The sequence below is a fragment of the Nocardia amikacinitolerans genome, assembly GCF_900215415.1.
GTDB classification, from domain to species: domain Bacteria; phylum Actinomycetota; class Actinomycetes; order Mycobacteriales; family Mycobacteriaceae; genus Nocardia; species Nocardia amikacinitolerans.
This window is the reverse complement of record NZ_OBEG01000005.1, coordinates 474190-498064: the sequence shown is the minus strand read 5'-3', so window position 1 is coordinate 498064 and position 23875 is coordinate 474190. Positions and strand designations below refer to the sequence as shown.

General features: G+C 68.1%; 26 protein-coding genes and 1 pseudogene. 14 read left to right on the top strand and 13 right to left on the bottom strand.

All coding sequences use genetic code 11. From position 1 onward, the window contains the following. Window positions 1-14 precede the first annotated feature (14 nt). Window positions 15-1259, bottom strand: coding sequence for an FAD-dependent oxidoreductase (locus CRP45_RS23890; protein ID WP_097247055.1), 1245 nt, complete (start codon window positions 1257-1259; stop codon window positions 15-17). Between the two features lie 61 nt (window positions 1260-1320). Between CRP45_RS23890 and CRP45_RS23885 the strand changes: the two genes are divergently transcribed. Beyond that, window positions 1321-1938, top strand: a complete 618-nt coding sequence (locus tag CRP45_RS23885; RefSeq protein ID WP_179830988.1) for a TetR/AcrR family transcriptional regulator — start codon at window positions 1321-1323, stop codon at window positions 1936-1938. Between the two features lie 6 nt (window positions 1939-1944). On the opposite strand, the gene CRP45_RS23880 is transcribed toward CRP45_RS23885, so the two are convergent. Next, window positions 1945-2628 (bottom strand): JAB domain-containing protein, encoded by a 684-nt coding sequence (locus tag CRP45_RS23880; RefSeq protein WP_097247051.1) that lies wholly within the window; start codon window positions 2626-2628, stop codon window positions 1945-1947. Window positions 2629-2740: 112 nt separating this feature from the next. Between CRP45_RS23880 and CRP45_RS23875 the strand changes: the two genes are divergently transcribed. Together CRP45_RS23875 and CRP45_RS23870 are read left to right on the top strand one after the other, a co-directional pair. Further along, window positions 2741-4285, top strand: a complete 1545-nt coding sequence (locus tag CRP45_RS23875; RefSeq protein WP_097247050.1) for an alpha/beta hydrolase — start codon at window positions 2741-2743, stop codon at window positions 4283-4285. Between the two features lie 103 nt (window positions 4286-4388). Further along, on the top strand, window positions 4389-5885 hold the full coding sequence (locus CRP45_RS23870) for an alpha/beta hydrolase (RefSeq protein ID WP_245910370.1): 1497 nt from the start codon (window positions 4389-4391) through the stop codon (window positions 5883-5885). Window positions 5886-5939: 54 nt separating this feature from the next. Here CRP45_RS23870 and CRP45_RS23865 read toward each other — a convergent pair whose 3' ends face one another. Further along, a complete protein-coding gene (locus CRP45_RS23865; RefSeq protein ID WP_097247047.1) occupies window positions 5940-6143 on the bottom strand; it encodes a type II toxin-antitoxin system VapB family antitoxin in 204 nt (67 codons plus the stop codon). Between the two features lie 120 nt (window positions 6144-6263). Here CRP45_RS23865 and CRP45_RS34740 point away from each other — a divergent pair, with 120 nt between their 5' ends. Continuing rightward, on the top strand, window positions 6264-6929 hold the full coding sequence (locus CRP45_RS34740; protein WP_245910369.1) for a DUF4396 domain-containing protein: 666 nt from the start codon (window positions 6264-6266) through the stop codon (window positions 6927-6929). Window positions 6930-7056: 127 nt separating this feature from the next. Then, on the top strand, window positions 7057-7968 hold the full coding sequence (locus tag CRP45_RS23855) for a phenylalanine 4-monooxygenase (protein ID WP_097247045.1): 912 nt from the start codon (window positions 7057-7059) through the stop codon (window positions 7966-7968). A gap of 5 nt (window positions 7969-7973) precedes the next feature. On the opposite strand, the gene CRP45_RS23850 is transcribed toward CRP45_RS23855, so the two are convergent. Continuing rightward, window positions 7974-8585, bottom strand: coding sequence for a TetR family transcriptional regulator (locus tag CRP45_RS23850; protein WP_097247043.1), 612 nt, complete (start codon window positions 8583-8585; stop codon window positions 7974-7976). After that, a complete protein-coding gene (locus tag CRP45_RS23845; protein ID WP_097247042.1) occupies window positions 8575-10104 on the bottom strand; it encodes an MFS transporter in 1530 nt (509 codons plus the stop codon). Before CRP45_RS23845 ends, CRP45_RS23850 begins: the two co-directional genes overlap by 11 nt. Window positions 10105-10340: 236 nt before the next feature. Here CRP45_RS23845 and CRP45_RS23840 point away from each other — a divergent pair, with 236 nt between their 5' ends. Together CRP45_RS23840 and CRP45_RS23835 are read left to right on the top strand one after the other, a co-directional pair. Beyond that, window positions 10341-10841, top strand: coding sequence for a guanyl-specific ribonuclease (locus tag CRP45_RS23840; protein WP_097247040.1), 501 nt, complete (start codon window positions 10341-10343; stop codon window positions 10839-10841). After that, window positions 10841-11332 (top strand): barstar family protein, encoded by a 492-nt coding sequence (locus tag CRP45_RS23835; protein ID WP_097247039.1) that lies wholly within the window; start codon window positions 10841-10843, stop codon window positions 11330-11332. The genes CRP45_RS23840 and CRP45_RS23835 overlap by 1 nt, the downstream gene beginning before the upstream one ends. Before the next feature lie 143 nt (window positions 11333-11475). Here CRP45_RS23835 and CRP45_RS23830 read toward each other — a convergent pair whose 3' ends face one another. Beyond that, window positions 11476-12111 carry a TetR/AcrR family transcriptional regulator gene (locus CRP45_RS23830; RefSeq protein WP_067787852.1) on the bottom strand — a complete coding sequence of 212 codons (636 nt, stop codon included), beginning with the start codon at window positions 12109-12111 and terminating at the stop codon, window positions 11476-11478. Between the two features lie 123 nt (window positions 12112-12234). Between CRP45_RS23830 and CRP45_RS23825 the strand changes: the two genes are divergently transcribed. From CRP45_RS23825 to yhjD, 3 genes are all read left to right on the top strand, one after another. Next, window positions 12235-13239, top strand: coding sequence for an oxygenase MpaB family protein (locus tag CRP45_RS23825; RefSeq protein WP_097247037.1), 1005 nt, complete (start codon window positions 12235-12237; stop codon window positions 13237-13239). Next, a complete protein-coding gene (gene trpS, locus CRP45_RS23820) occupies window positions 13202-14233 on the top strand; it encodes a tryptophan--tRNA ligase (protein WP_067787850.1) in 1032 nt (343 codons plus the stop codon). The genes CRP45_RS23825 and trpS overlap by 38 nt, the downstream gene beginning before the upstream one ends. A gap of 103 nt (window positions 14234-14336) precedes the next feature. After that, window positions 14337-15359, top strand: a complete 1023-nt coding sequence (gene yhjD, locus CRP45_RS23815; RefSeq protein ID WP_097247035.1) for an inner membrane protein YhjD — start codon at window positions 14337-14339, stop codon at window positions 15357-15359. An 18-nt stretch (window positions 15360-15377) separates the two neighbouring features. Here yhjD and CRP45_RS23810 read toward each other — a convergent pair whose 3' ends face one another. The 4 genes from CRP45_RS23810 to CRP45_RS23795 all read right to left on the bottom strand — a co-directional run bounded on the left by CRP45_RS23810 (window position 15378) and on the right by CRP45_RS23795 (window position 18533). After that, on the bottom strand, window positions 15378-16673 hold the full coding sequence (locus CRP45_RS23810; RefSeq protein ID WP_097247206.1) for a D-alanyl-D-alanine carboxypeptidase family protein: 1296 nt from the start codon (window positions 16671-16673) through the stop codon (window positions 15378-15380). Window positions 16674-16856: 183 nt separating this feature from the next. Further along, a complete protein-coding gene (locus CRP45_RS23805) occupies window positions 16857-17705 on the bottom strand; it encodes a helix-turn-helix domain-containing protein (RefSeq protein WP_097247034.1) in 849 nt (282 codons plus the stop codon). After that, the gene (locus CRP45_RS23800) at window positions 17702-18223 is read right to left on the bottom strand and encodes a DUF6879 family protein (RefSeq protein WP_097247032.1); all 522 of its coding nucleotides are present in this window, start codon (window positions 18221-18223) and stop codon (window positions 17702-17704) included. The genes CRP45_RS23805 and CRP45_RS23800 overlap by 4 nt, the downstream gene beginning before the upstream one ends. Beyond that, complete coding sequence (locus tag CRP45_RS23795) at window positions 18174-18533, bottom strand: hypothetical protein (RefSeq protein ID WP_097247031.1); 360 nt, start codon at window positions 18531-18533, stop codon at window positions 18174-18176. Before CRP45_RS23795 ends, CRP45_RS23800 begins: the two co-directional genes overlap by 50 nt. Before the next feature lie 771 nt (window positions 18534-19304). Between CRP45_RS23795 and CRP45_RS33495 the strand changes: the two genes are divergently transcribed. Together CRP45_RS33495 and CRP45_RS33985 are read left to right on the top strand one after the other, a co-directional pair. Next, complete coding sequence (locus CRP45_RS33495) at window positions 19305-19775, top strand: hypothetical protein (RefSeq protein WP_143861530.1); 471 nt, start codon at window positions 19305-19307, stop codon at window positions 19773-19775. Between the two features lie 142 nt (window positions 19776-19917). Then, a complete protein-coding gene (locus CRP45_RS33985) occupies window positions 19918-20076 on the top strand; it encodes a hypothetical protein (RefSeq protein ID WP_157107824.1) in 159 nt (52 codons plus the stop codon). A 193-nt stretch (window positions 20077-20269) separates the two neighbouring features. On the opposite strand, the gene CRP45_RS23790 is transcribed toward CRP45_RS33985, so the two are convergent. Further along, a complete protein-coding gene (locus tag CRP45_RS23790) occupies window positions 20270-20467 on the bottom strand; it encodes a hypothetical protein (protein ID WP_097247030.1) in 198 nt (65 codons plus the stop codon). Beyond that, window positions 20464-21243 (bottom strand): exodeoxyribonuclease III, encoded by a 780-nt coding sequence (locus CRP45_RS23785; protein WP_097247028.1) that lies wholly within the window; start codon window positions 21241-21243, stop codon window positions 20464-20466. The genes CRP45_RS23790 and CRP45_RS23785 overlap by 4 nt, the downstream gene beginning before the upstream one ends. 69 nt (window positions 21244-21312) lie before the next feature. On the opposite strand from CRP45_RS23785, the gene CRP45_RS23780 reads away from it, so the two are divergent. Beyond that, a complete protein-coding gene (locus tag CRP45_RS23780) occupies window positions 21313-22209 on the top strand; it encodes an alpha/beta fold hydrolase (RefSeq protein ID WP_067787918.1) in 897 nt (298 codons plus the stop codon). Window positions 22210-22303: 94 nt separating this feature from the next. Next, a pseudogene (locus CRP45_RS35325) lies at window positions 22304-22435 on the top strand (helix-turn-helix transcriptional regulator); the annotation flags it as partial. A 169-nt stretch (window positions 22436-22604) separates the two neighbouring features. Here CRP45_RS35325 and CRP45_RS23770 read toward each other — a convergent pair. After that, window positions 22605-23861, bottom strand: a complete 1257-nt coding sequence (locus tag CRP45_RS23770; RefSeq protein WP_097247026.1) for an acyl-CoA dehydrogenase family protein — start codon at window positions 23859-23861, stop codon at window positions 22605-22607. Window positions 23862-23875: the final 14 nt, after the last annotated feature.

The following is a 23875-nucleotide window of genomic DNA, read 5'->3' as shown; positions in this document are numbered from 1 at the left end:
CTGCGGCGCATAGATCAGGGGACCGGGGAACGCGTTGCGCGGCGCGCGAACGGCGGGGCGTGTTCCGGGCGGAGGCCGATACCGCCCAAGTAGGCGGTGACAGCGCGCAGCCAGGCCGACCGGCGCAGTAGCCGCAGCGGCGCGGGGAGCCTGCGCTCGTCGAGGGTGGCGTTCAGGGCGGGGCGGATGAGCATGTCGTGTTCGGCGCGCTGGGACCGCTGGACCATCGCCGCGGGGAAGGATCGGCGGCGTTGGACGCGGGCCAGATCGGTACCGCGAAGCTTGCCGCGTCGCAAGGGTTCGGCGAGGTATCGCGCGGTGGCGACGGCGTCTTGGATCGCGAGGTTGACGCCGACGCCGCCGACCGGCGACATGGTGTGCGCGGCGTCGCCGATGCACAGCACGCCGTCGGCGTACCAGCGGCGCAGCCGGTCCATCCCGGTCCGCAGCGCGGCGACATCGTCCCAGTCGCGGATGGCGGCCAGTTGCCGCTCCGAGAAACCACACAGCTCGCCGAGACGGGACCGCCACGCCGCGATGTCCTCGAGTCGCCGCTGCTCGTCGGTGCCTTTCGCGATGAGGTAGGCCACCTGCTGGTAGTCGCCGCGATCCATCGCCACCGCCACCTGACCCCCGCCGAACCAGCCGAACACCTCGCCATCGCCGATGTGGGACTTGGGTACTCGGACCTGCCACACATCCATCGGAATCTCGAACTCGCGCACCGGCAGTCCGGATTCACGGCGCACCACCGACCACCTGCCGTCGCAGCCAACCGTGAGATCCGCGGTGAGCGACCGCGCTCCGCCGTCCGCATCGGTGTAGTCGACACCGGTGACCCGGCCGTCGTCGTCGCGGCGTAATCCGGTGACGGTGCAGTCGCGACGGAGGGTGAACGTCGGCTCCTCGGAAGCGGCAGCGCACAGCAGATCGAGGAAATCGCCCTGGGGCACCATCGCGATGTGCTTGTGCCGACCGGGAATTCGGCTGAAATCCGCCATCACGACGACGGTGTCGCCGATTCGGATACGCATCTGCCGCAGGCGCCCGGCGGGAATTCTCGCGAACCGTTCGCCCAAGCCGAGTTCGTCGAGAAGGCGCAGTGTCGACGGGTGGACGGTATCGCCGCGGAAGTCCCTTCGGAAGTCGGCGTGCTTCTCGAGCACGGTCACCTCGACGCCCGCGCGAGCCAGCAACAGTCCGAGCGTCATCCCCGCTGGGCCGCCACCCACGACGACGCACCCCGTTCGTTCGATCATGCCGCCAGGCTAACAGAAATTAGACTCTGTCTAAATTTCGATGGCGTGTAAGAATCCAGGCATGGGACTGCGGGAACAGAAGAAGCGGAAGACCAAGCAGGCTCTCGTCGAGGCGGCCCTGCGATTGTTCGGCGAGAAGGGTTACGACAACACCACCGTCGCCGAGATCGCCGCCGCCGCACAGGTTTCCTATGCGACCTTCTTCAACTACTGCACCACCAAGGAAGACGTCGTCTTCGCCGACGACGACCTCTACGACGAACTTCTCGCCGAGATCTTCGCGACCCGCGTCCCATCCGAACGTCCCGCCGACCTACTCCTGCGCGCGATCGATCAGCTGAGCGCGGCGACGAGCTGGAGTTTCCCGCTCGATCACGAACTCACGCACATCCGAGCACGCCTCATCGCCGAAGTGCCCGCCCTGCGCGCTGCCGCTCTGCTGCGCAACGCCGGCCTGCGGCAGCGCCTGACCCGAGCCCTCCTCGGCGCCTACCCCGACGATCTCGACATACTGCACGCGGCAGCACTGACCGGCGCGATGGTCGGTGCGGTCGACGCCGTGCTCGACGACTCCGCCAGAGGACAGCTGACACCCACCACGATCACCGGCATCGTGCACCAAGCCGCTGAAATCGGCCTGCGCGGGCACCTGTCGGAGGGAGCACGGCATACGACCTGAGCCGACTCATTCCCGGCCGAGGGGAAGAGGAGTCGCGCAGGACCAGTGTTCGCCCGCGAGGACGACGTGGTCGAGGAAGCGGAGGCCCACGGTGCGGCAGGCTTCGATGAGGGCGGTGGTGGTGCGCCGGTCGTCGAGGCTGGGGGTGGCCGTGCCGGAGGGGTGATTGTGAACGAGGGCGAAGGCGCGACCGTCGTGGCGGAGGACGGTGTTGAGGATCTCGCGGATCGGGACGGTGACCTGATCGACCGCGCCTTCGGCGACGAACACCTTCTGCCGCAAGCGATTCTGGGTGTCGCAGACCAGCACGAGGATTCGTTCCACGCGGACGCCGTCGAACAGCGGGCGGGCGATGCGGACGACGTCGAAAGCGCTTTCCAGGTGCGGCGCGGCCTCGGGTTCGGCGCGTGCCCTGCTGCCGAGCTGGAAGGCGGCGATGATCGCGGCGGCCTTGGCCACCCCGACCCCCGCTCTGCGGAACAGTTCCTCGGGCCGGGCCGCGGCCAGACCCGGGATGCCGCCGTATTCGGCGAGGAGCTCCGCGGCCAATTCCAGCGCGCTCTCGCCCCTGCGACCCTGACCGAGCAGCAGGGCGAGCAATTCGCTGTCGCTGAGCGCGTGCGGGCCGAGCGCGAGCAGTCGCTCACGCGGGCGTTGGCCGAAGGGCAGGTTGGCGATCGGTACCGACATCTCAGACCCCCTCGAAGGCGATGGAGAATTCGGATTGTGCCAGCGGCCACCGACAGGTCGGGTGGGTGCGCGGTTCGGGCAGAATGAGGGGACGAACCGATTGGGGGGACGAATGTCTGGGTGGCGCAAGAACTCCAAGAACACGGGGGCCCACGGCCGCGACGGCGCGACGCGGACCGTCCGCGCACTGAGCGCGACCGCGCTGCTGACGCTCGCGGCCTGCGGAGGCTCCGGCACCGCGGCGAGCCCGGACCTCGACAGGTACTACGACCAGCGCGTCGCATGGGGTTCCTGCGCGGACTTCCCGCACGGCGCCGAGCTGACCGCCGGCGGCCTGGAGTGCGCGCGGGTGACCGTCCCGCTCGACTACGCCGAGCCCGACGGCGCCACGGCCTCGATCGCCATCTCCCGCCTGCCCGCTCGCGGCGAGCGGGTCGCCGCCCTGCTCACCAATCCAGGCGGCCCCGGATCGCCGGGACTCGCGATGCCGCTGATGTTCGCGAAAAGCGAGACGGCGCAACGCTTCGACGTGATCGGCGTCGACGTGCGCGGCCTCGGCGCGTCCACACCGAAGGTGGTGTGCCTGACGCCGGAGGAGTTCCAGGCGGAGCGCAACGAGCTCGACATCGACTATTCGGCGGAAGGCATCGCGCAGACCGAGCGCGAACACCGCGACTACGTCGACAAATGCGTGCGGCGCACCGGCGTCGACGTACTGGCCAACGTCGGAACCCGCGAGGTGGCACGGGATTTCGATGTGATCCGGGCGGCGCTCGGCGACGAGAAGCTGACCTACTACGGCGGCTCCTACGGCACCCGCCTCGGCTCCACCTTCGCCGAGATGTTCCCCGGTCGGGTGCGCGCCATGGTCCTCGACGGTGGCGTCGACCCGGCCACCGACATGGTCGACGCCGTGGTGTTCTCGCGCGGCTTCCAGCAGGCCTTCGACGCCTACGCCACCGACTGCGCGAAGGCGCCGGACTGCCCGCTCGGCACCGAACCGGCCCGCGCCACCGCGGCCTTCCACGCCCTCGTCCTCCCGCTGATCGACCGGCCCGCCGCCACGGCGGACCCGCGCGGCCTCGGCTACCGCGACGCGCTCAGCGCGGTAGCCAATTCGCTGTACAACCCGGCGGGCCGGCCCGGTATCACCACGGGCCTGAAAGAGCTGGCCGGTGGCCGAGGCGACGCTCTGCTGGCGTTCGCGGACATCATCGCGAGCCCGAGCATCGTCGAGCGGGATCTGCAGCAGGCGGTGTTCTGCCTCGAGGAGAAGCGCGTCACCGATCGCGCGGAGGCCGCCGAACTGGACCGCCACACCCGCTCCGCCGCACCGATTTTCGACGACGGGCGCGCAACGGGACAGGCTCCGCTCGGCGTCTGCGCCTTCTGGCCGGTGCCGACGAACTCCCAGCCGCACGTCCCCTCGATACCGAATCTGCCGAAGGTCGTTGTCGTCTCCGTCACCGGCGATCCGGCCACCCCGCACCAGGGCGGGATCAACCTGGCCCGTGCGCTCGGCGCTTCCCTGGTCACCTACGAGGGCGTGCAGCACGGCGTCTTCGGCCAGGGTGTGGCGTGCGTGGACGAGCCGGTGTTGCGCTATCTGATCGATCTCACTCCGCCGCCCGAAGGCCTGGTCTGCCGGTCGGTCTGAGCGGATCCCAGCGGGCCCGACAACCGCCGGTTCGGGCACACTGTTCGGCGAACCGGCATCCGGGGGAAGGCGAATAGTGCGAAGGCGCAGGACGATTCAGAGAGTGGCGCGGTCGTGGTTTCCACGCTCGGCGCTGGCGGCGCTGCTGCTCACCACTGCGGCGTGCGCGGACGACGAACCGCTCGTCGCACCGGCTCCGACCTTGGAACCGTTCCTCCGCCAGACCCTCACCTGGGAGTCGTGCGAGAACTATCCCGGCGGCGCAGGTCTTTCCGCAGAGGGCATCGAATGCGCGCGGGTGACGGTTCCACTGGACTACGCCGACCCCGGGGGCGAGACCGCCCGCATCGCCATCTCTCGGCTGCGGGCGCGCGGCGAGCGTGTCGCCGCGATCCTCACCAACCCGGGCGGCCCTGGCGGGCCCGGCCTCGGCATGCCGAGGATGCTGGCGAAATCGCCGCTGGCCGAACGCTTCGATGTGATCGGCATGGATGTGCGCGGCCTCGGCGCCTCGACACCGCTGGTGCGCTGCCCGTCCGCGGAGGAGACGCGGACGGAGCGGTTGCTCCTCGCGGTCGGCCATACGGTCGGCGAGGTCGACCAGCTGGAGGAGGAGGTGGAGGACTACGCGGTCTCGTGCGCCGCCGGTTCGGGAACAAAGCTGCTCTCGCACGTCGGAACCGTCGATGTGGCCAGGGATCTCGATGTGATCAGCACCGTGCTCGGCGAGCAGAAGCTGACGTACTTCGGTGGTTCCTACGGCACCCGCATCGGTTCCACTTTCGCCGAGATGTTCCCGGACCGGGTCAGGGCGATGGTGCTGGACGGTCCCCTCGATCCGGCGTCCAACATGAGTGATCCGGTGGTCGACGCCGCCGCGTTCCAACGGGCATTCGAGGCCTACGCGGCGGACTGCGCGACGGCACCCGACTGCCCGCTCGGCACCGATCCCAGGCAGGCCACCGAGGTCTACCGGAAGCTGACTCTGCCGCTGATCGAGCACCCCGCGCCCACCACGGATCAGCGCGGAGTGGACTTCGTCGATGCCGTCGAAGCGGTGATCGCCTCGATGTACAGCCCGAAACTCTGGCCGGACCTCACCGCGGCCCTCGCCGAGCTGAGCCGGGGCCGTGGCGACGCGCTCCAGGCGATCACCTCCGGCCATTCCGAGTCCGTCGGAATGGGCGTGCACCTGGCGGTGAACTGCCTCGAGGAGGTCAGGGTCACCGACCGGGCGCAAGTAACCCAGTGGGAGCGCCGAATTCGCGAGGTCGCTCCCATCTTCGACAGCGGACTTCCGGTCACCGAGTCGCCCTTGGACGTCTGCGCGTTCTGGCCGGTGCCGCCGAATTGGCAGCCGCATCCGCCGGTGATCACCGGCCTGCCGAAAGTGGTGGTCGTGGCGGCCACCGGCGATCCGGCGACGCCGTACGAGCGCGGCGTGCGGCTGGCCGAGGCCCTCGACGCGTCACTGATCACCTACGAGGCAACCCAGCACGGCGTCGCGTTCAAGGGCGTGCGCTGCGTGGACGAGCCGGTCATGAAGTACCTGATCGAACTCGTTCCACCGCCGGACACCCGCTGCGCACTACAGCGATAGACGGCGGGTCGGGCCTCCGCCTTCGCCACGCCTGGGACTGTCGACGGTAGCGCTCTAACCGTCGACGGTGACGACCTCCGGCGCGGGTACCGCGCACAGCACACCCGAGGCCAGCTTCTCGAGGTGATGGAGTTGCCGCTCGTGCACCACGATTCGGCGCAACGCCTCGTTGACGGTGGCGTTGCTGTTGGACGTGCCCATGATCGCGGCAGCGGCGGCCAACAGCTTCTGGTCGAGATCGATCCGCACGGTATGCATGCGTCCTCCTTCGTACTTTCGCCATCTTGCGCCATCAGCCCCGCTCATGTCCGGCAAATCGCGTACACGCGCCGGGATACCCTTCTTGACTTAATACCCTACGGGGGTATAGTGCGAGGTATGGAACGCCGCCACGGGGCACAGCACGGGCACTCCGGGCACGCAGGCCATTCCGCACCGGCCGCGAGTGAAACGCACGCAGCCGACCAGCACGCCGGGCACCGAACCGACAGTGCCGACACGCACCACGGCCACGGCGTCGACGCGCACCGAAGCCCGAGTGCCGCCGCACATCAAACCGTCAGCACCACCGATCACTCCGCACACACCGGGCATCACCCCGCCGCCACCTGGAAGATGGCGGCGACCGCCACCCTGCACTGTCTCACCGGCTGCGCCATCGGCGAGGTGCTCGGCCTGGTCATCGGTACCGCGCTGGGCTGGAGCACGCTGCCGACGATGGTCCTCGCCATCGTGCTGGCGTTCGGCTTCGGTTACGCGCTGACCATCCGCGGCGTGATGAAGGCGGGCGTCGCGTTCGGCGCCGCGCTGTCCGTCGCGTTCGCCGCCGATACGCTGTCGATCACGGTCATGGAGATCACCGACAACGCGGTGCTGCTCGCCGTGCCCGGCGCCATGCACGCCGGACTCACCGACGCTCTGTTCTGGGGTGCGCTCGCCTTCGCTTTCGCCGTCGCCTTCGTGGTCACCACACCGGTGAACAAGTGGCTGATCGGCCGCGGCAAGGGCCACGCCGTGGTGCACGCGTATCACGGCGGTCACTGAATCGCCGCTGTCACCGTTTCCATCCGCGAGACCGGCAATCGACGGAATCGACCCGGCCAGCTAGGCAGTGTGTACAGCTGGCCGGGCTTTCGTTGTCGGAACGGTCAGGCGGTGCTTGCATCGAGGTATGTTCACCGAGGCTCAGCTGTACTCGCCGGTCACCCGCAGCGGCGACGGCGACGTGACGGTGCATTTGAGCGATGAGCACCCCGGCGTGCACGACCCCGAGTACCGGGCGCGCCGCAACGCCATCGCCGCTCTCGCGCTGGCCTACAAGCCGGGCGAACCCGTACCCGAGATCGATTACACCGAGGAAGAACAGCAGGTCTGGCGGATCGTCTCCGCCGAACTGGCCCGCAAACACCGCACGTACGCGTGCGGGGAGGTACTGGCCGCCGCGTCCCGGCTCGGTCTACCCGGCGACCACATCCCGCAACTCGACGAGGTGACGGCGGCACTCGCCCCGCTGACCGGCTTTCGCTACGTCCCCGCCGCCGGGCTGGTGCCGTTGCGCGAGTTCTTCGGCTCCTTCGCGGACCGGGTGTTCCACTCGACGCAGTACATCCGGCATCACTCCGCCCCGCTCTACACGCCCGAGCCGGACGCCATCCACGAGATCATCGGCCACGCCAACCAGATCGCCAGCCCCCGCTTCGCCGCCATCTACGAAACCGTCGGCGCGGCGGTCGCCAGACTGACCACCCAGACGGCGCTGAAATTCCTCGCCGATGTGTTCTGGTTCTCGATGGAGTTCGGCGTCGTCCGCGAGCAAGGCGAAATCCGCTGCTACGGAGCCGGACTGCTGTCCTCCTACGGCGAGCTGGACGAGTTCCGGCGGGCCGAGCTGCGGCCGCTCGACGTGGTCGCCATGGGAACCGCCGCCTACGACATCACCCACTACCAGCCGATTCTGTACTGCGCCGAGTCGGTTTCCGAGATCGAGGACGTGATCGGCGGCTTCTTCGCCGAGATGGACGACGACACTCCCCTGCGCGCCCTACGCGACCAGAAGCGCACCTCGGTGGCCGAGGCGAGCTGAGGCGGTCAATCGACGGAAGGGTCGAGCGGCAGACCGGCGTCGAGGAAGTCCATCGCGCGCCCGAGATTGTCCGCGTTCACCGGCGCGCGCAGCGAGATGGCGAGGCCCGCTCCGGCGATAGCACCGGCCGCCACGCGGACCTCGAAATCGTCGGCGGGGCGGTCGAGGTATTCGGCGAGCAGCTCGGCGATCATCTCGATGCCGCGCTCCAGCTCGATGCCGATCGCCGCGCGCAGTTCCGGCACGTGGTAGAGCAGGGCTTGGCGCTCCTGCTCGAAGGCCAGTTCCTCGGGCGTCAGGGTGGCGAACGCCGTGTCCATCGCTTGGCGGAAGGCGAGAATCGGGGAAAGCCCACGCGGCTGGCGGCGGATCTCCTCGATCAGCACCGGATCCAGGTCGTCGGCGATGACCAGCTGCTCCTTGGTCGGAAAGTAGCGGAAGAAGGTGCTCGGGGAGACGTCGGCCGCCGCGGCGATCTGCTCGATCGTGGTCTCCCCGTAGCCCTGCTCGCGGAAGAGCCGGAACGCCTCGGTGCGAATCGTCCGGCGGGTCCGCTCCTTCTTCCGCTCTCGCAACCCCGGCACCGCGACACCCTCACCCGTTGACTCAACCGACATGCGTCGATTCTGACTCATCGCGCGCCGCCGCGGCGGCAGGTGCGTCGACCGGCTCCGGCGCGCGGCCCGGCAGCACCCACAGCGCCAGCGGCACCGACACCGCGCACAGGGCGGCGCAGACCCACAGCATCAGGCTCATCCCGCCGACGAAAGCCGACTGGACCTGGGCCAGCGCGTCCGCGCTTCCGCTCGCCTTCGCCGCGGCCGCCCCTGCGCTCACGCCGTCGTCGTAGGGAGCGACGTTCAGCGCACCGAGTTCGGCGCGATACCGGGTGACGAGCACGGTGCCGAGCAGCGCGACGCCGATGGTGCCCGCCGCCTGCCGCAGCGCCTGCATCAGCGCGGACCCGACGCCGCTGCGCGCGACGTCCAGATCGTCCATGGCGACCGACATCGCGACCGGCATGCCCATGCCCATACCGACGCCGACCAGCGTGATCCAGCACGCGGTGAACCAGTAGGCGCTGTCCACGTCCGTCAGCGCGCCCATGCGGAGGCCGATGCCGAGCAGTACGAAACCGGCCGTGATCGCCACGCGCGCACCGGCTTTCGGGAGCAGCCGGTCCCCCAGCCGCGCACCGACCACCACGCCGCCGATCATCGGAAGCAGCCGAAGTCCGCTGCCGAGCGCGTCGGCGCCGAGCACCTCCTGGTAGTACTGCGGCACGGTGAAGAACATGCCGAACATCGCGAAAGTGATCAGCACGGCGAACACCGATCCCCAGCGAAAACCCTTGGCGCGGAACAGCTCCAGGTCGATCAGCGGGTTCCGTGCGCGACGCTGCCATAGCAGGAACGCCGCAACGGCGAGCGCGCCGCAGGTGAACAGCATCCAGGCGACGGCGTCGCCCCAGCCTTCTTCGCCGAAGCGGATGAAACCGTAAGTGACACCGAGCATGCCGAGCATCGACAGCAGTACACCGGGCAGATCGATCGGATGCTGTCGCGGATTACGCGATTCCGGCACCAGCGCGGCCACCGCCGCCGCGGCGACCACCACCATCGGCACGTTGATCAGGAAGACCGAACCCCACCAGAAGTTGTCGACCAGCCAGCCGCCGAGCACCGGCCCCAGCGGCAGACCGAGCGAGGTCGCGGTGACCCAGATCGACATGGCGCGGGCCCGTTCCCGCTGCTCGGGAAACAGCACGGGAAGCACGGCCATGGACAGCGGCACCATGGCCGCCGCGGCGACGCCGAGCACCACCCGCGCCGCGATCAGCTGCCCCGAGGTATCCGCGAAGGCGCAGGCAAGCGAGGCCAGACCGAACAGGACCAGCGCCGCGAGCAGGAGCTTCTTGCGCCCGTAACGGTCGCCGAGCGCTCCCGCGGGCAGCATGAACGCCGCGAGCGCCAGCGTGTAGGCGGAGCTGAACCATTGCAGCGCACCGGTGTTCGCGTGCAGATCGACGGCGAGGGTGGGCAGCGCGACGGTCAGGACGGTCATATCGAGACCGATGGTCAGCATGGCGAGGGCCAGCGCGCCGAGCGCGAGCCACCGTCGGGTATCCGCGTTCATGATCTCTCCCCAGAAATGCGAGTTACTACTTTTTGATAGTAGCTCTCATTTCATGGTTACTGTCAATACCTGAACTCAGGCGTACCTGCGCCGTCACCGACGCCATGGCCTCCCTACGTCGTGCCGGGTGACGTAGATTCGTCAGCCATGACGGATAGTCGCGCCAGCAGGCCGTCGTGGAGCGGGCCGCCTACGCTCACCATTGGTCCGACCACACCGGTGACGGTGCAGTACCGATGAACAGCAAGGTGATTCGGGCGCTCGGAGCGCTCGGCGCCGCGGCGGTGGTGTTGCTGGTCGCGGTGCTCGCGCTGCGCGGCGGCTCCGACACCGACCGAACGGCGGGCTCGGCCACCACGACGGCGCGCGCCACCGCGACCGCCACCGACAGTCCCGCGCGCTCACCGGCCACCCCACCCGCTGCGGCGACCGAACCGGCGCCGAGCCGGGCGCAGGGCGTCCCGGAACGCGCCTACGTGACGCTGGCCGAGATCGACGCGGGCCGCTGGCCGGATTCGGCGAACGCGCCGGGCACCAAGGGCGGCGAGCGCTGGATGAATCGCGAGGGCACGCTGCCGCGCACCGACGCGGCGGGCAGGTCGATCACCTATCGGGAATGGGACGTCAACCCCAAGCAGCGCAATCGCTCCCGCGACGCCGAACGCATCGTGACCGGCAGCGACGGCACGGCCTGGTACACCGGCGACCACTACGAGACCTTCACGAGGATGCGCTGATGACCCGTCCGGTGCCGCTCTCGCGATTCCTCGCCCGCACCGCCGACGGCGCGCCCTCCGCCGTCGGCGGGTCGTCCGCGCCGGTGCTCGGCGCGCTGCCCGTCGACGCGCCGGAGCTGAGCGAGGTGCGCTATCGCGCGCCCGCGGGCTACCTGGTGCGCGAGCTGCGCGGGCCGAAGATGCGCGGCACCGCGGGCGTATTCGACGAGTGGGCCGCGGCGTTCCAGTTCCCGTACTACTTCGGCGCGAACAAGGACGCCTTCGACGAATGCCTGCGCGACCTGGACGATTTCGTCGGTAACGCGAGTGGCTACGTCGTGGTGGTGCGGGACGCGGCCGCGCTGCTCGCCGATCAACCCGACGAGCGGGACTGGTTCGAAGCGGCGATGCGCGACTGCGCCGACTACTGGGCACGGCGCGATGTCGCGTTCCGCGTGGTCTACCAGGGCCTGCCACCTTCGGGCGAGTTCGTCCCGCTGACCTTGGCTTGATCCGAGGTAGCCCTGGTCCTCGCGATCCGGCGCAGGTCCCCGGTCCCGACATGCGTCAGCCGAGGCGGTGCGCTCGGGCACGAAGTCTCGGGTTCGACCTCAGCCGAGGCGGAACGCTCGGGTGCCAAGTCTCGGGTCCGACCTCAGCCGAGGCGACGCGCCAGATCCTCACCGAGCAGGACGAACACATCCGTGGTGTGCTCGATGAGCTCCTCTTTGCTGAGCGGCAGATCGCCTTGCAACCAGGTGGTCAGCGTCTGCACCAGACCGCCGACCAGATAGGTCGCGCGGAAGAAGATGGCCGGATCCGGCTCCGGCTCGGTGATGCCGTAGAAGTCGATGCCCTCCGCCGCGACCATGCGCGCGAACACCCGGATCGTCTCGGTGGTTCGAGCCCGCAGCTCCGGCGTCGCCATGCCCGCGATCAGCGCGACCTTCGCCTTGCGCGGATCGTCGGTGAGCATGTGGATGCCCGCGGCGATGGCGGAATGCGCCTTGGCGCGCGGTTCGTCCGGCGCGTCGCGCAGGCCGTCCAGGATGGCGACGGCGAGTTCCTCGGCGATCCGGTCGGTCAGCGCGGTCAGTACGGCGTCGCGACTGTCGAAGTTCTCGTAGTAGTAGCGCTCGTTGAGCCCGGCCTGCGCGCACAGGCCGGAGACGGTCAGCTTGGCGAGGCCCTGGGTGCCGACGATCTCGAGCGCCGCGTCCAGCAGGGCGGTGCGGCGCTGTGCCCTGCGCTGGTCGGCGGAGATGCCGCCGTAGGTCCGCTGCGCTGTCACAGCACGATTCTGGCACGGCAACGATTCTGGTAGTGGCCCTTGCCACAATGTCGAATCTGGGGGATTCTATTGCCAGATGACGTGGGTCCGGCGGTAGCCGGGTCTTTCGATGAGGAGACAACGATGTCCGCACGCTCGTCCACGCCGGGATACTTCGCCGACCACTCGATGGCGCGGCGCGTCATGAGCAAGCGCGCGGTCGGTCTCACCTACGGTCAGCGTGCTCTCGTGATCGGGGCCGTGCACCCTCGGCTCTACGTCGGGACAGCCGAGAACACCGAGCACCGCGACACGCCCTACACCCGGCTGGCGCTCACCGGGAAGCTGTTCGAGGCCGTCTTCCTCGGCAGCAAGGAGGAGGCGGACCGGGCGCTGGCGTTCACCACGAAGAAGCACGCCAAGGTCGTCGGCGAGCTGCCCGAGGACGCCGGGCCACACCATGTGGCTGGCACGCCGTACTCGGCCCTCGATCCGCACCTGATGTTCATGACGATGGCGTTCACCTTCGATTCCGCCGAAGCGATGTACGACCTGCTGGTTCGCAAGCTGACCGACGGCGAGCGCGAGGGGCTGTACCAGGACTACGTGCGTTGGGGTGAGCTGTTCGGCATGCCGCGCTCGGCAGCGCCCGCCGACTACCCGGCCTTCCGCGCCTTCTTCGACGGCTACCTCGCCTCCGACGAGCTGTTCCTCACCGAGGAGGCCAGGTTGGTCGGGTCGTATCTGGCCGGTCAGCGCGTCCCCTATCCGCAGCGTGTGCCGTTGCACCAGGTCACCTCGGCGTTCTTCCTGCTGGTGCAGGGCAGTCTGCCGCCGCGCATCCGGGCGATGTACGGCATGCGCTGGGGAATGGCCGACGAACTCGCCTTCCGCGCGCTGGCCCGCGGCGTGCGCACCGCGCATATCGCGCCGCCGCTGGCCCCGAGGGTGCTGCGCGGCACGCTCGCCGGTCCGAGCGGCCCGGTCTACCGGCTGGTCTCCGAGCGGGAGCGCGCGCTGGCGCGGACCGGGCGGCCGAGCATGCCCGGCGTCGACCCACGCAACTGGGCGGCTAGAAATTCCGCTGGACCCGCATGGGAAGATCGGAGGCATGTCGAGTCCCGCATCAGCCCCGGCCGCCGAGCGTAAACAGCGTGTGCTGTCCGGGATCCAGCCGACCAGCTCCTCGTTCCACCTCGGCAACTACCTTGGGGCGCTGCAGTACTGGGTGACCTTGCAGGACGACTACGACGCGCTGTACTTCATCCCGGACATGCACGCCATCACCGTCGCGCACGACCCGAAGCAACTGCGGGCGCGGACCCGGGCCGCCGCCGCGCAGCTGCTGGCCATCGGTATCGACCCCAAGAAGTCGACGCTGTTCGTGCAGAGCCAGGTGCCCGAGCACGCCGAGCTGGCCTGGGTCCTCAGCTGCATCACCGGTTTCGGCGAGGCGAGCAGGATGACGCAGTTCAAGGACAAATCGGTCCGGCAGGGCGCGGAGAACGCGACCGTCGGCCTGTTCACCTATCCGGTGCTGATGGCCGCCGACATCCTGCTCTACCGCCCGCACCAGGTGCCGGTCGGCGAGGATCAGCGCCAGCACTTGGAGCTGACCCGAAACCTGGCGCAGCGCTTCAACACCCGCTACAAGAAGACCTTCGTGGTGCCGGAGGCGCACATCGTCAAGGGCACCGCGAAGATCTACGACCTGCAGGACCCGACCGCCAAGATGAGCAAGTCGGCCGCCACCGACGCGGGCCTGATCAACCTGCTCGACGATCCCAAGATCACCGCGAAGAAGGTCCGTTCGGCGGTCACCGACACCGAGCGCGAGATCCGCTACGACACGGACGCGAAGCCGGGCGTCAGCAATCTCCTGGTGATTCTGAGCTCGCTGACCGGAACGCCGATCGTCACGCTGGAGAAGGATTTCGAGGGCAAGGGCTACGGGGATCTGAAGTCCGACGTCGCCGACGCGCTGGTGGAATTTGTCACGCCCCTGCGTGCCAAAGTGGAAGAGTATCTGGCGGATCAAGGCGAACTCGACCGTATCCTCGCCGCGGGCGCGGAGCAGGCGCGGGAAATCGCCGGCAACACTCTCGCACAGGTCTACGACCGGGTGGGTTTCCTGGCCCGCTAGCCCGGGTACGACGCTTGCGAGGGCGTACCTCCGCCTTCGCTCCGGCCGCGCGGGGAGTCGGCGCCCGGCCGGGTTCGTCAGGAGGCGTCGAAGGGGCGAACTGGTGCAGGCGATCGACAACATCAAAGCCGCGGTCGAACGCCGCGTGCAGGCGCGGCCGTGGCTGGACCATCTGATCCGGGCCGGTGGCCGCTACCAGCGCCAGCGCGGCGACTACTTCGCCGCCGGCATCACGTATTTCACTGTGCTGTCGCTGTTTCCGTTGCTGATGGTGGCGTTCGCGGCCGCGGGCTTCGTGCTCGCGGGCAATCCGGAACTGTTCCAAGAGCTTCAGGACAAGGTCGTCGAGACCATCCCTGGCGAGCTGGGCACCCAGCTCAACGAACTCATCGACCAGGCGGTCCGATCCCGCGGCACGGTCGGCGTGCTCGGCCTGCTCGCCGGCCTCTACACCGGGCTCGGCTGGATGGCGAACCTGCGCGCGGCGCTCACCGAGCAGTGGGAACAGAAGCACGAGGACGACAACTGGATTCGCACCAAGATCTCCGATCTCGGCGCGCTGATCGGCCTCGGTCTGGCTTTCGTGGTTTCGCTCGGTCTTTCGGCGCTGGCGTCCAGCAATCTGGGCGCTCAGTTGCTGGAGCGCTACGGCCTCGCCGACCTGCCCGGCGCCCGAGTCCTGTTGACGCTGCTGTCGATCCTGTTCGCGCTGCTGGCGAGCTGGGCGGTGTTCGCGTGGATCATCGCAAGGCTGCCCCGCCAGCCCGTCACGGTGGCCAGTGCCGCGAAAGCCGCGCTGATCGCCGCGATCGCCTTCGAGATCTTCAAGTTCGTCGCCTCGATCTACCTGCAGATCGTGCTGCGCAGTCCGGCGGGGGCGGCCTTCGGTTCGATCATCGGTCTGATGGTGTTCAGCTACATCACCTATCGCATCATCCTGTTCGCGACCGCTTGGGCCGCGACCGCCTCGGAGAACGAGCCCGAAGCCGAGGTCGCCGCGCCCGCCCCGGCTGTCATCCAGCCGCGGGTGATCAACAACGCCGGGCCGTTCGGCAGCGGCGCGGCCTACTTCGGCGCGGGAGCGCTGGCCGCCCTCGGGCTGGCCACCCTGCGCAGGCGGCGTTGAACTCGGAACCGAATCGGCTCAGCGCCGTTGGCGGTTGACGCGCCGAGCTTTGAGCAGCAGGAACAGGATCAGCACGATGCCGCCGACCATCAGCAGCGTGCGGACGCCCGCGTTGTCGCGCTCGTGCGGCGGGCTGGCGAGCACGTCGCCGCCCTCCGGTCCGGGCGGAGCGGCAAGGGCGGCGGTGGATTTCGCGTCGGTCGAGTTGTGGTTCGGCAGCATGCCGACCTGGGTGCCCGCGGGCAGTGCGAAACCGTAGTCGAGCAACCGAGCCGCCTGTTCCCACGGTCGCAGCGGGCGAACCTCGGCTTGCAACAGGGTGACGGCCAGCCTGCGCCCGTCGCGCTGCGCGGCCGCGACGAAGGTCTGCCGCGCGTCGTCGGTGAAGCCGGTCTTGCCGCCGAGCGCGCCCTCGTAGTTGAACAGCAGTTGGTTGTCGTTGCCGACGGCGAAGCCAGGGTGATCGGTGTCGTCCGGGATCTTCTGATTCTTGGGATAGCCGGGGAAGTCGATCTGCTCGGTGCGGATGAACTCGGCGAACAGCGGGATGGTCATCGCCTCGCGGAACAGCAGCGACAGGTCGTAGGCCGAGGTGCTCATGCCGGGTCCGTCCAGCCCGGACGGCGTCGCCGCGCGAGTATCGAAGGCGTACAACGATTTCGCCAGCTCGTTCATCTTCGCCACGGCGGCATCGTCGCCACCTAGCTGCGCGGCGATCGCGTGCGCGGCGTCGTTGCCCGAGGCCATGATCAGCGCCTGCATGAGCTGCCGGTTGGTGTAGCGGCCGCCGGGACCGATGCCGACGCGGGTGCCGTCGACGTCCGCGTCCGCCTGAGTTCCGGTGACCACCGTGTCCAGCTGGAGAGTGCGCAGCGCGACGGTGGCGAGCAGCACCTTGATCGTGCTGGCGGGCCGGTAGCGGCCGTGCGGGTCCTTGGCCGCGAGCACCTCGCCGGTGTCCAGATCCGACACCATCCACGCGGTCGCGGAGATGTCCTTCGGCGGTGGCGGCGCACCCTTCGGCAGCACCACGCCGCACTCGCCCATCCTGGTCCCGCCCACCGGAGGCACGGGGACCGCCAACGGGCCCGGCGTCGGTTGCCCCGGCGCGGGCACCTCGGACGCGTCGATCGGCGCGGGCGGTTTCGTCTTTTGGGGGCAGTTGTCCGTGTTCGGGGTGGTGAACGGCGCGGTCGTGGTGGTCGTCGGCGCCGCGAAAGCCGGTGCGGCGAAAGCGCCGCCGAGCAGGGTCGCGGCGGCGAGCGCACCGGCGAGACAGCGCGCGGCGCGGTGGCGGGGGTGCGGGATTCTCATCGGGAGCGAGCCTAACGGGCGCAGCCGGACGGAGTCCGTCATTAGACCGCGCATGGCCGGAGCGAATGCGGAGGTACGCCTAACGGGCGAGGCCGGACTGAGTCCGTCAACAGACCGCACATCGCCGCAGCGAAGGCGCTTAGGCCAGCGTGCCGGAGCCCGAGGCTCTGTCGGTCAGCCAGGTCATTCCTGGGACTTGTCGCGCCATCGGTCCAGCGCTGCCCCGACCAGCGCGCGAGCGGCTTTGCCGGTCACGGACTGCGAGGCGAGCGTTTCGAACGCTCGGGCGTACAACGCAATCTCTCGGGGCTGGGTGATCTTCAGCTCAGCCGTGATCGCTTCAACCAACACCATGCGTTCATCGAACATGACGAAATTGGTTGCCGGGGTGAGCCATTCGGCATCCGCGGGTACGATGCCGAACAACATCCGTGGTAGCCCCATGACGGCTAGGAGCCGGTCCAACTGGCCGGTCATGACCTCGGCGTTCCCCACGGTCGTAGACAACGACTGTTCGGTGATGAGGATGTGGAACCGATGGTCTCCGTGGTAAAGGACCTTTTGCTGCTCGAGCCGTTTCGAGACACCTTCGTCCACGTCGTTGGGTATCCGGTAGAACTCCGTCACCCTGCGTAGCACCGCTTCGGCGTAGTCGGCCGTCTGGAGAATCCCAGGGATCAACACGGGTTCGTAGAACCTCATGAGCTTGGTCTGTTCGGCGAGCGTCACCGACTGCTGCTGTCGGCGCTTCGTGCCCGTGTGCAACAACCGCTTGTACTCGACATACGCCGACTCGATATTTCGCACGGTCGCTACAAGGTCGCCTAGCTGGTCCTTGGTGTCTGTGTGAGTGCAGTACGCCCGTAGGTCAGCCTCCGAGGGACTGCGGTCCCCGGTTTCGATCTTGGACACCTTGGACTCATGCCAGCCCGCGAGGGCGGCGAGCTGGCGTCCCGAGAGTCCGGCATCCTTCCTGATCTCGCGGAGGCGCTTTCCGAGCGCTTCTCGCTGCTCGTGAACCGAGTTGGTCACAGCGTCGCGTGTGCGAACTCGGCGTAGGGGGTGCCCAGCTGCCACAGTCGTTCTCTCACGCTGCGGCAGTAGGCGACTATGTGCGGGTCATCGGTCGCGGCGACACCGGCCCCTCGGCCAGCGGGATCAACGACGTTGAAAGCGACCAACGAATCGTCGTACAGCCACCAGTCATCCGAGGGCAGTTCCCCGGCGAGATGCCGGGGCACGTACCGGATGTCTTCCCCGGCACACTGATTCTCGGGAGTGATCGAGAGCAACCAACGGTGATAGTCCGGCAGTGGCACCGTCACGACTCGGACCCGTGAGACTTCTACGCCCCGGTTCGTGGCGTCCTTCATGAGGTCGAGCCACGGCTGAAACCATGCGTAATCGTCGTCTCGGTGACCTTCGAGGAACCGCGCGAGTTGCGGGTTCTCGTCGTCTACGTCGTAGGCGTCCCTGGTTTCGAGGTGGAACGCTGAGCGTTCAGCTTGCCGGAACAGGTCCCAGAACGCTTGCCCTTGCAGCAGTCGCACCGTAGAACTCCCTCTCTCGCTTCGGCACCTCGATAGCCGTCTCATCGTCGGCTAGGACGAGCTGAGTCAGCGTCTCAGCATCCGCTACCGGTCGGCCGGAGAGGATGAACGTACCCCGGCCGGTGTCCGTCATCGTCGCCCCGACGAACGTATCCGGCTCCGCGAACCCGAGTAGTAAGTGGGGGATTTCGACAGAGCCGGGTGAATCGGTTCGCCATCCCTGAACGAGGTACGACCCTTGGTCAGTGGCGTACAGCGTCGGGCACTGGCCTTGTCCTGAGCCGCCCTTGCCGAGGAACTGTAAGCGCATGATCTTGGCTCCTGTCTAGGAGTGTGACCGTGTGTGACACCCCCGTATGCCATGGTGCCCCATCCGGCCAGCACATATGGCCAGTAGAGCAAATTTTAGTCAAGTTCTGTCAAGTTGATAGCACCGCCGATTGGGTGCTCTCTAGCGTCGCTTCACAAGCACGCGGCACCGGGTGAGTTCCAGTCCCAGTTCATCGGTTCGGCGGTTTCCCGGTGCCGGGTGCTCACCAACCGCCAATCCAGGAGGGATCGTGCTCCCACAGAGGACGCCGAAAAATGAAACGACCGTCCGCGGCGCCAGCGGCCCGACCGGAGTTGCTCGAGCGCGTAGCCGATGCGCTGAGAAAGTGGGACCAGCCGAAGCGGGGTGCCGCATGAGCGAGGTAATCCGGCCGATGCTGGAAGCGTTGTCGGCACGCGCTGCGGCGCGCTGCCTGAGCATCCGCCGAGCCGCACGACCTCCGTACGGGTGGGAATTGTGCAACGGCGACAGAGTCGTGTTCTCCGGCTCTCTCGACCGCGTTGCCGAGTGGCTGGACGCTGCGGAGAACCGGCCGTGATCACGCTCGGCTGGGTCTTCGTGTTCGGGCTACCGACAGCGGTGTTCGTAGCCGCGCTGGTGTGGCCCGAGCGGATACCGAAGGACCGCACTGTGAAGGCAGATCCGCGGGCGGATCGAACACGAGGACGTCGCAACTATCGACTGAAGCCCTACGCGCCACGAAAGCACTGAGCGAGTGTAGTCGCTCAAATGTCAGGATGGGGAAAACCCGTGCAGTACAACGTTTCTCGACTTCTCGTCATTGTCGCCGCCTCGGGCGCAATGCTGCTGATCGACACAAGCAAGGTCGCAAGTGCCGGTCCGACCGAGGCCCGAAGACAGCTGTGTGACAACGGATTCATCTTCACCCGGCCCACAATCGTGCCGCCGGACCTTCATGCAGACGCATGGGCGAAATGCGACATGCCCCGCGAAGGCGACCCAGGTCTCACGCATGACTACTACCTGAGCTTGCAGAGGCTCAATAATTCGGGCCAGTGGGAATTCGTTGGTCAGCACGTACGAACCCGGCTGGTGCCATGGTCTCGTCAGACCCACACCGCGACTGCTCCGTGTGCGCCGGGAACCTGGCGTATGTACGCCCAGGTGGTCGGTACGATCCAGGGCAGGCCGTATGGCCCTATCGAGACCATTTCCGGTACGCGAGATGTTTCGGCCGAGGACTGCGAAGTAGGCGGATGACGTGAGATTGCCGAACGGACGGCGGTACGCCGACTACGACGGTCCGGTCATGATGCGCGATCGTCTTACCGGCTTGTGGAGGGCAGCGACACGGCCCCGACCCCGGCGTTGGCTGAACCCACAGCACACGGGTGCGGGTCACATGCTGAACCGGGAGCTGGGTTGGTGGACGGTGCGGCCGATGCTCGGATGGCGTTCGCGTCGTTGGGTCAGCAAACCGACCTACGCAACCCGTGCCATTCCCGGCGATGATCTCAGCGCCGCGAAGGACTGGATGCGGGCGGCACTGGAAATCGCATAGCTCCGCCGAGATGCCCGGGAATCCGGGGCATTTCTCTGCTCTGTGATCTGCCACCCGCAGGGCTGTAGCCGCACCGGGGGTCTACCCATGCGGAGGGTACCTAGCCGACGACACCCGGTGAACTGGGGTTCACCGCACGTTCGATGTGCTGGCCGGTCAGTCCGTGACCAATGAGGCAGCCCGCGCTGTTCCGTCAAGGCGCTGGGTTGGTGGCCGCCGGGGTGGCGGGCGAACCCGCGGGACCGTTCGTGGCGGTCGAGGTGGCGTGGGTCGCGGTGGCCGAAGCGGTGCGGTCTGTGTCGGAGCCGCCGCGCAGCGACAGCATCGCGACCAGCAACACCACCGCCACGGCGCCGAGCGCCCCGAGCGCCCGAATCACCTTGCTGTTCATCGGTACTGCACCGTCACCGGCGCGTGGTCGGACCAGCGCTGGTCGTAGGCGGCGGCCCGCTCGACGACGGCCTGCTTGGCGCGGCCGGGCAACTCGCCGCGGGCCAGCTGGTAATCGATGCGCCAGCCGGAGTCGTTGTCGAAGGCGCGGCCGCGGTAGGACCACCAGCTGTACGGGCCGTCGACGCCCGGATGCAGCTGACGCACCACGTCGACGTAGCCCGCGGCGATCAGCTCGTCGATCCAGGCGCGTTCCTCGGGAAGGAACCCGGCCGACTTCAGGTTGCCCTTCCAGTTCTTCAGGTCGCGTTCGGTGTGCGCGATGTTCCAGTCGCCGCTGACCACGAAGTCGCCGGTGCGGGCTTTCAGATAGGCGCCGAACTCGGCCATGAACCGGTATTTCTCGTCTTGGCGCGGGGTGCCCGCGTCGCCGGAGTGCACGTAGACGCTGGCGACGGTCAGCTCGTCGAAGTCGGCCTCGAGGTAGCGCCCGGAGGCGTCGAACTCGGCGCTGCCGAATCCGATGCGCACGGCCTTCGGCTCGCGCCTGGAGAGGATGCCGACACCGGCCCTTCCCTTGGCTCCCGGCTCGGCGTGCGCCAGCCACCATCCGTCGGCCAACGCGGGGGCGAGTGCGGCGCGGGTCTGCTCGTCGGTGGCGCGGGTCTCCTGTAGGCAGACGATGTCGGCCTCGGTGGCGGCGAGCCACTCGAGCATGCCCTTACCCGTGGCCGCTCGGACGCCGTTTACGTTGATCGTAGAGATGATGTAGGGCACCCGACGACCGTACAATGCTGGTCAGAGATATCGCCCCCGGACACCGCCGTCCAGGAAGGGGTGCTGACGATGACGTCCGACACCTCCAAGTCCCCGGCCACGCCGCGCTCCACCCGAGCGCGCACCGCACAGACGGCCGACAAACCCGGACCGATCAAGGCCTTGCACCTGGGTTCCGGCGATCCGCTGCTGCTGTTGCACGGTTTCATGCTCTCGCCGCACTGCTGGGAACGCACCGCGGAACGGTTGTCCTCGGCGTGCGAGGTGTACGCGCCCGCGCTGCCAGGGCACTGGGGCGGCCCGCCCGCCGAGGGCTGGCACACCGACGTGGCCGCGCTGGCCGACGGGATCGAGGCCCAGCTCGACGAATTGGGTTGGCGCACCTGCCATATCGCGGGCAACTCGCTCGGCGCCTGGGTGGGTGTGGAACTCGCCCGCCGCGGCCGGGCCCGCACGCTGACGCTCATCGCGCCCGCCGGCGGGTGGAACGTCCCCTCGATCACCCAGTTCCGGGTCGGCCTGAAGTTCCTCTCGCTGGTTCCGCTGGTCCGCATCGGCAGGCGGCTCGGCGATTTCGCCACCGACAACTTCATCCCCCAGCGGTTCGCGCTGTTCCTGCTGAGCAAGCAAGCCTCGGCGGTGCCGCGCCGGGAGATCGCGAACGTGTTGCGCGCCGCGCTGAACTGCTCGGCGATGCTGCCGATGATCGTCGGCGGCCTGCGCGCCCCCGCCCTCGCCGACCTGTCCGACCTGCCGACGCCGGTCCGCCTGCTGCTCGCCGAGTACGACCGCATCATCCCGAACCGCGTCTACGCCCGCCGCTACCTGAAGGAACTCCCCGACTCCGCCGACCGCATCCTCGTCAACGGCGTCGGCCACGTCCCCATGCTGGAAGCCCCCGACCGCATAGCCACCCTCATCGCCGAACACGTCTACGCCAGCCGCACCCACCTCCGCGCCGTGTGAGCGAAGTCGGCAGCCACCCGCGGACTTCGCCGCGGGCCTCCTCGCCGCGACCCGCGCCAGTGCGGAGTACCAGGCGGCTGCACGGGCCTACGCGCTGGCGCACAAACTCGGCCGCCAGATCCGTGAAGCACGTGAGGCACGTGGCTGGTCGCAAACCGAGCTGGCGACCCGTGCCGGGATGCGCCAGCACGCCGTCAGCCGCCTCGAGGCAGGGGACGTCGTGCCGACGATCACCCCACTTTGGAACGGATCGCCGCCGCCCTCGAGACCGAGCTGTCGGTCTCTCTGGCGGCGTAGAGGCGCACTCCACCCGCGCCGTCCCGCGCTCTCACACACCCTGTGCACGCCTCACATAGGCGGTGCCTATGTGAGGCGTGCGGTAGGGGTGTGGGAGCTCAGCGGCCGAGGAGGGCCTTGGCGATGTGGGTTACTTGGATTTCGTTGGAGCCCGCGTAGATCATCAGGGATTTGGCGTCGCGGGCGAGTTGTTCGACGCGGTATTCGGTCATGTAGCCGTTGCCGCCGAAGAGCTGAACGGCTTCCATCGCCACGTCCGTGGCTGCTTCGGAGCAGTAGAGCTTCATCGCGGAGGCTTCGGCGAGGGTCGGCGGTTTGCCGGCGCGGCCGCGCTCGAGCGCGTTGAACACCATGTTCTGCACGTTGATCCTGGCGATCTCCATCTTGGCCAGCTTGAGCTGGACCAGCTGGAAGCGCCCGATCTCCTGACCCCACAGCTTGCGGCTCTTGGCGTACTCGACGCAGAGCCGGTGGCATTCGTTGATGATGCCGAGCGCCATGAACGCCACGCCGATCCGCTCGGCGGTGAAGCTGGAGCGCGCGGACTCGCGGCCGTCGCCGCCCTTGTGCTCCTCGGTCTCGCCGAGCAGCCGGTCCCGGCCGAGGCGGACGTTGTCGAAGAACAGCTCGCCGGTCGGCGAGGCGTGCAGGCCCATCTTCTTGAACGGCTTGCCCTGGGTGAGCCCTTCCATGCCCTTGTCGAGGACGAAGGTCAGCACCTTGCGCTCGCGCTTATCCCCTTCACCCTCGTCCAGCTTCGCGTACACGATCATCACGTCGGCGAAGGGACCGTTGGTGATGAAGGTCTTCTGACCGTTGAGGATGTAGTCCTCGCCGTCGCGCTTGACGTAGGTCTTCATCCCGCCGAACGCGTCCGAGCCCGAGTCGGGTTCGGTGATCGCCCAGGACGCGACCTTCTTCATCGTCACGATGTCGGCGAGCCACCGCTCCTTCTGCGCCAGCGTGCCGCGCGACATGATGGTGGTCGCGCCGAGCCCGATGCTGACGCCCATCGCGGTCACCAAACCCATACAGACGCCGGACAATTCGCCGATCAGCACCGCCATCAGCGACTCCTGCCCGCTGAACGGGCTACCGCCGGAAGACTTCTTCTTCTCCGGCGCGGGCTCCCCCGCCGCGACCGCGGCCTCCTTGGCCCGCTGTTTGGCGAGCATCTTCTCGACCGCCTCGCCGCCCATCGCGTCGATTCCGAACTCGCTGAACAGCTTTCGGATGATCGGATACGGCAGCATCTCGCCGGTGTCGAGCGCGTCCAGGTGCGGGCGAATCTCCTTGTCGATGAAGGTGCGCACCGCGTCGCGGATCATCAGATCCGTCTCGGACCATTCGAACATCGTCGTTCTCCTTT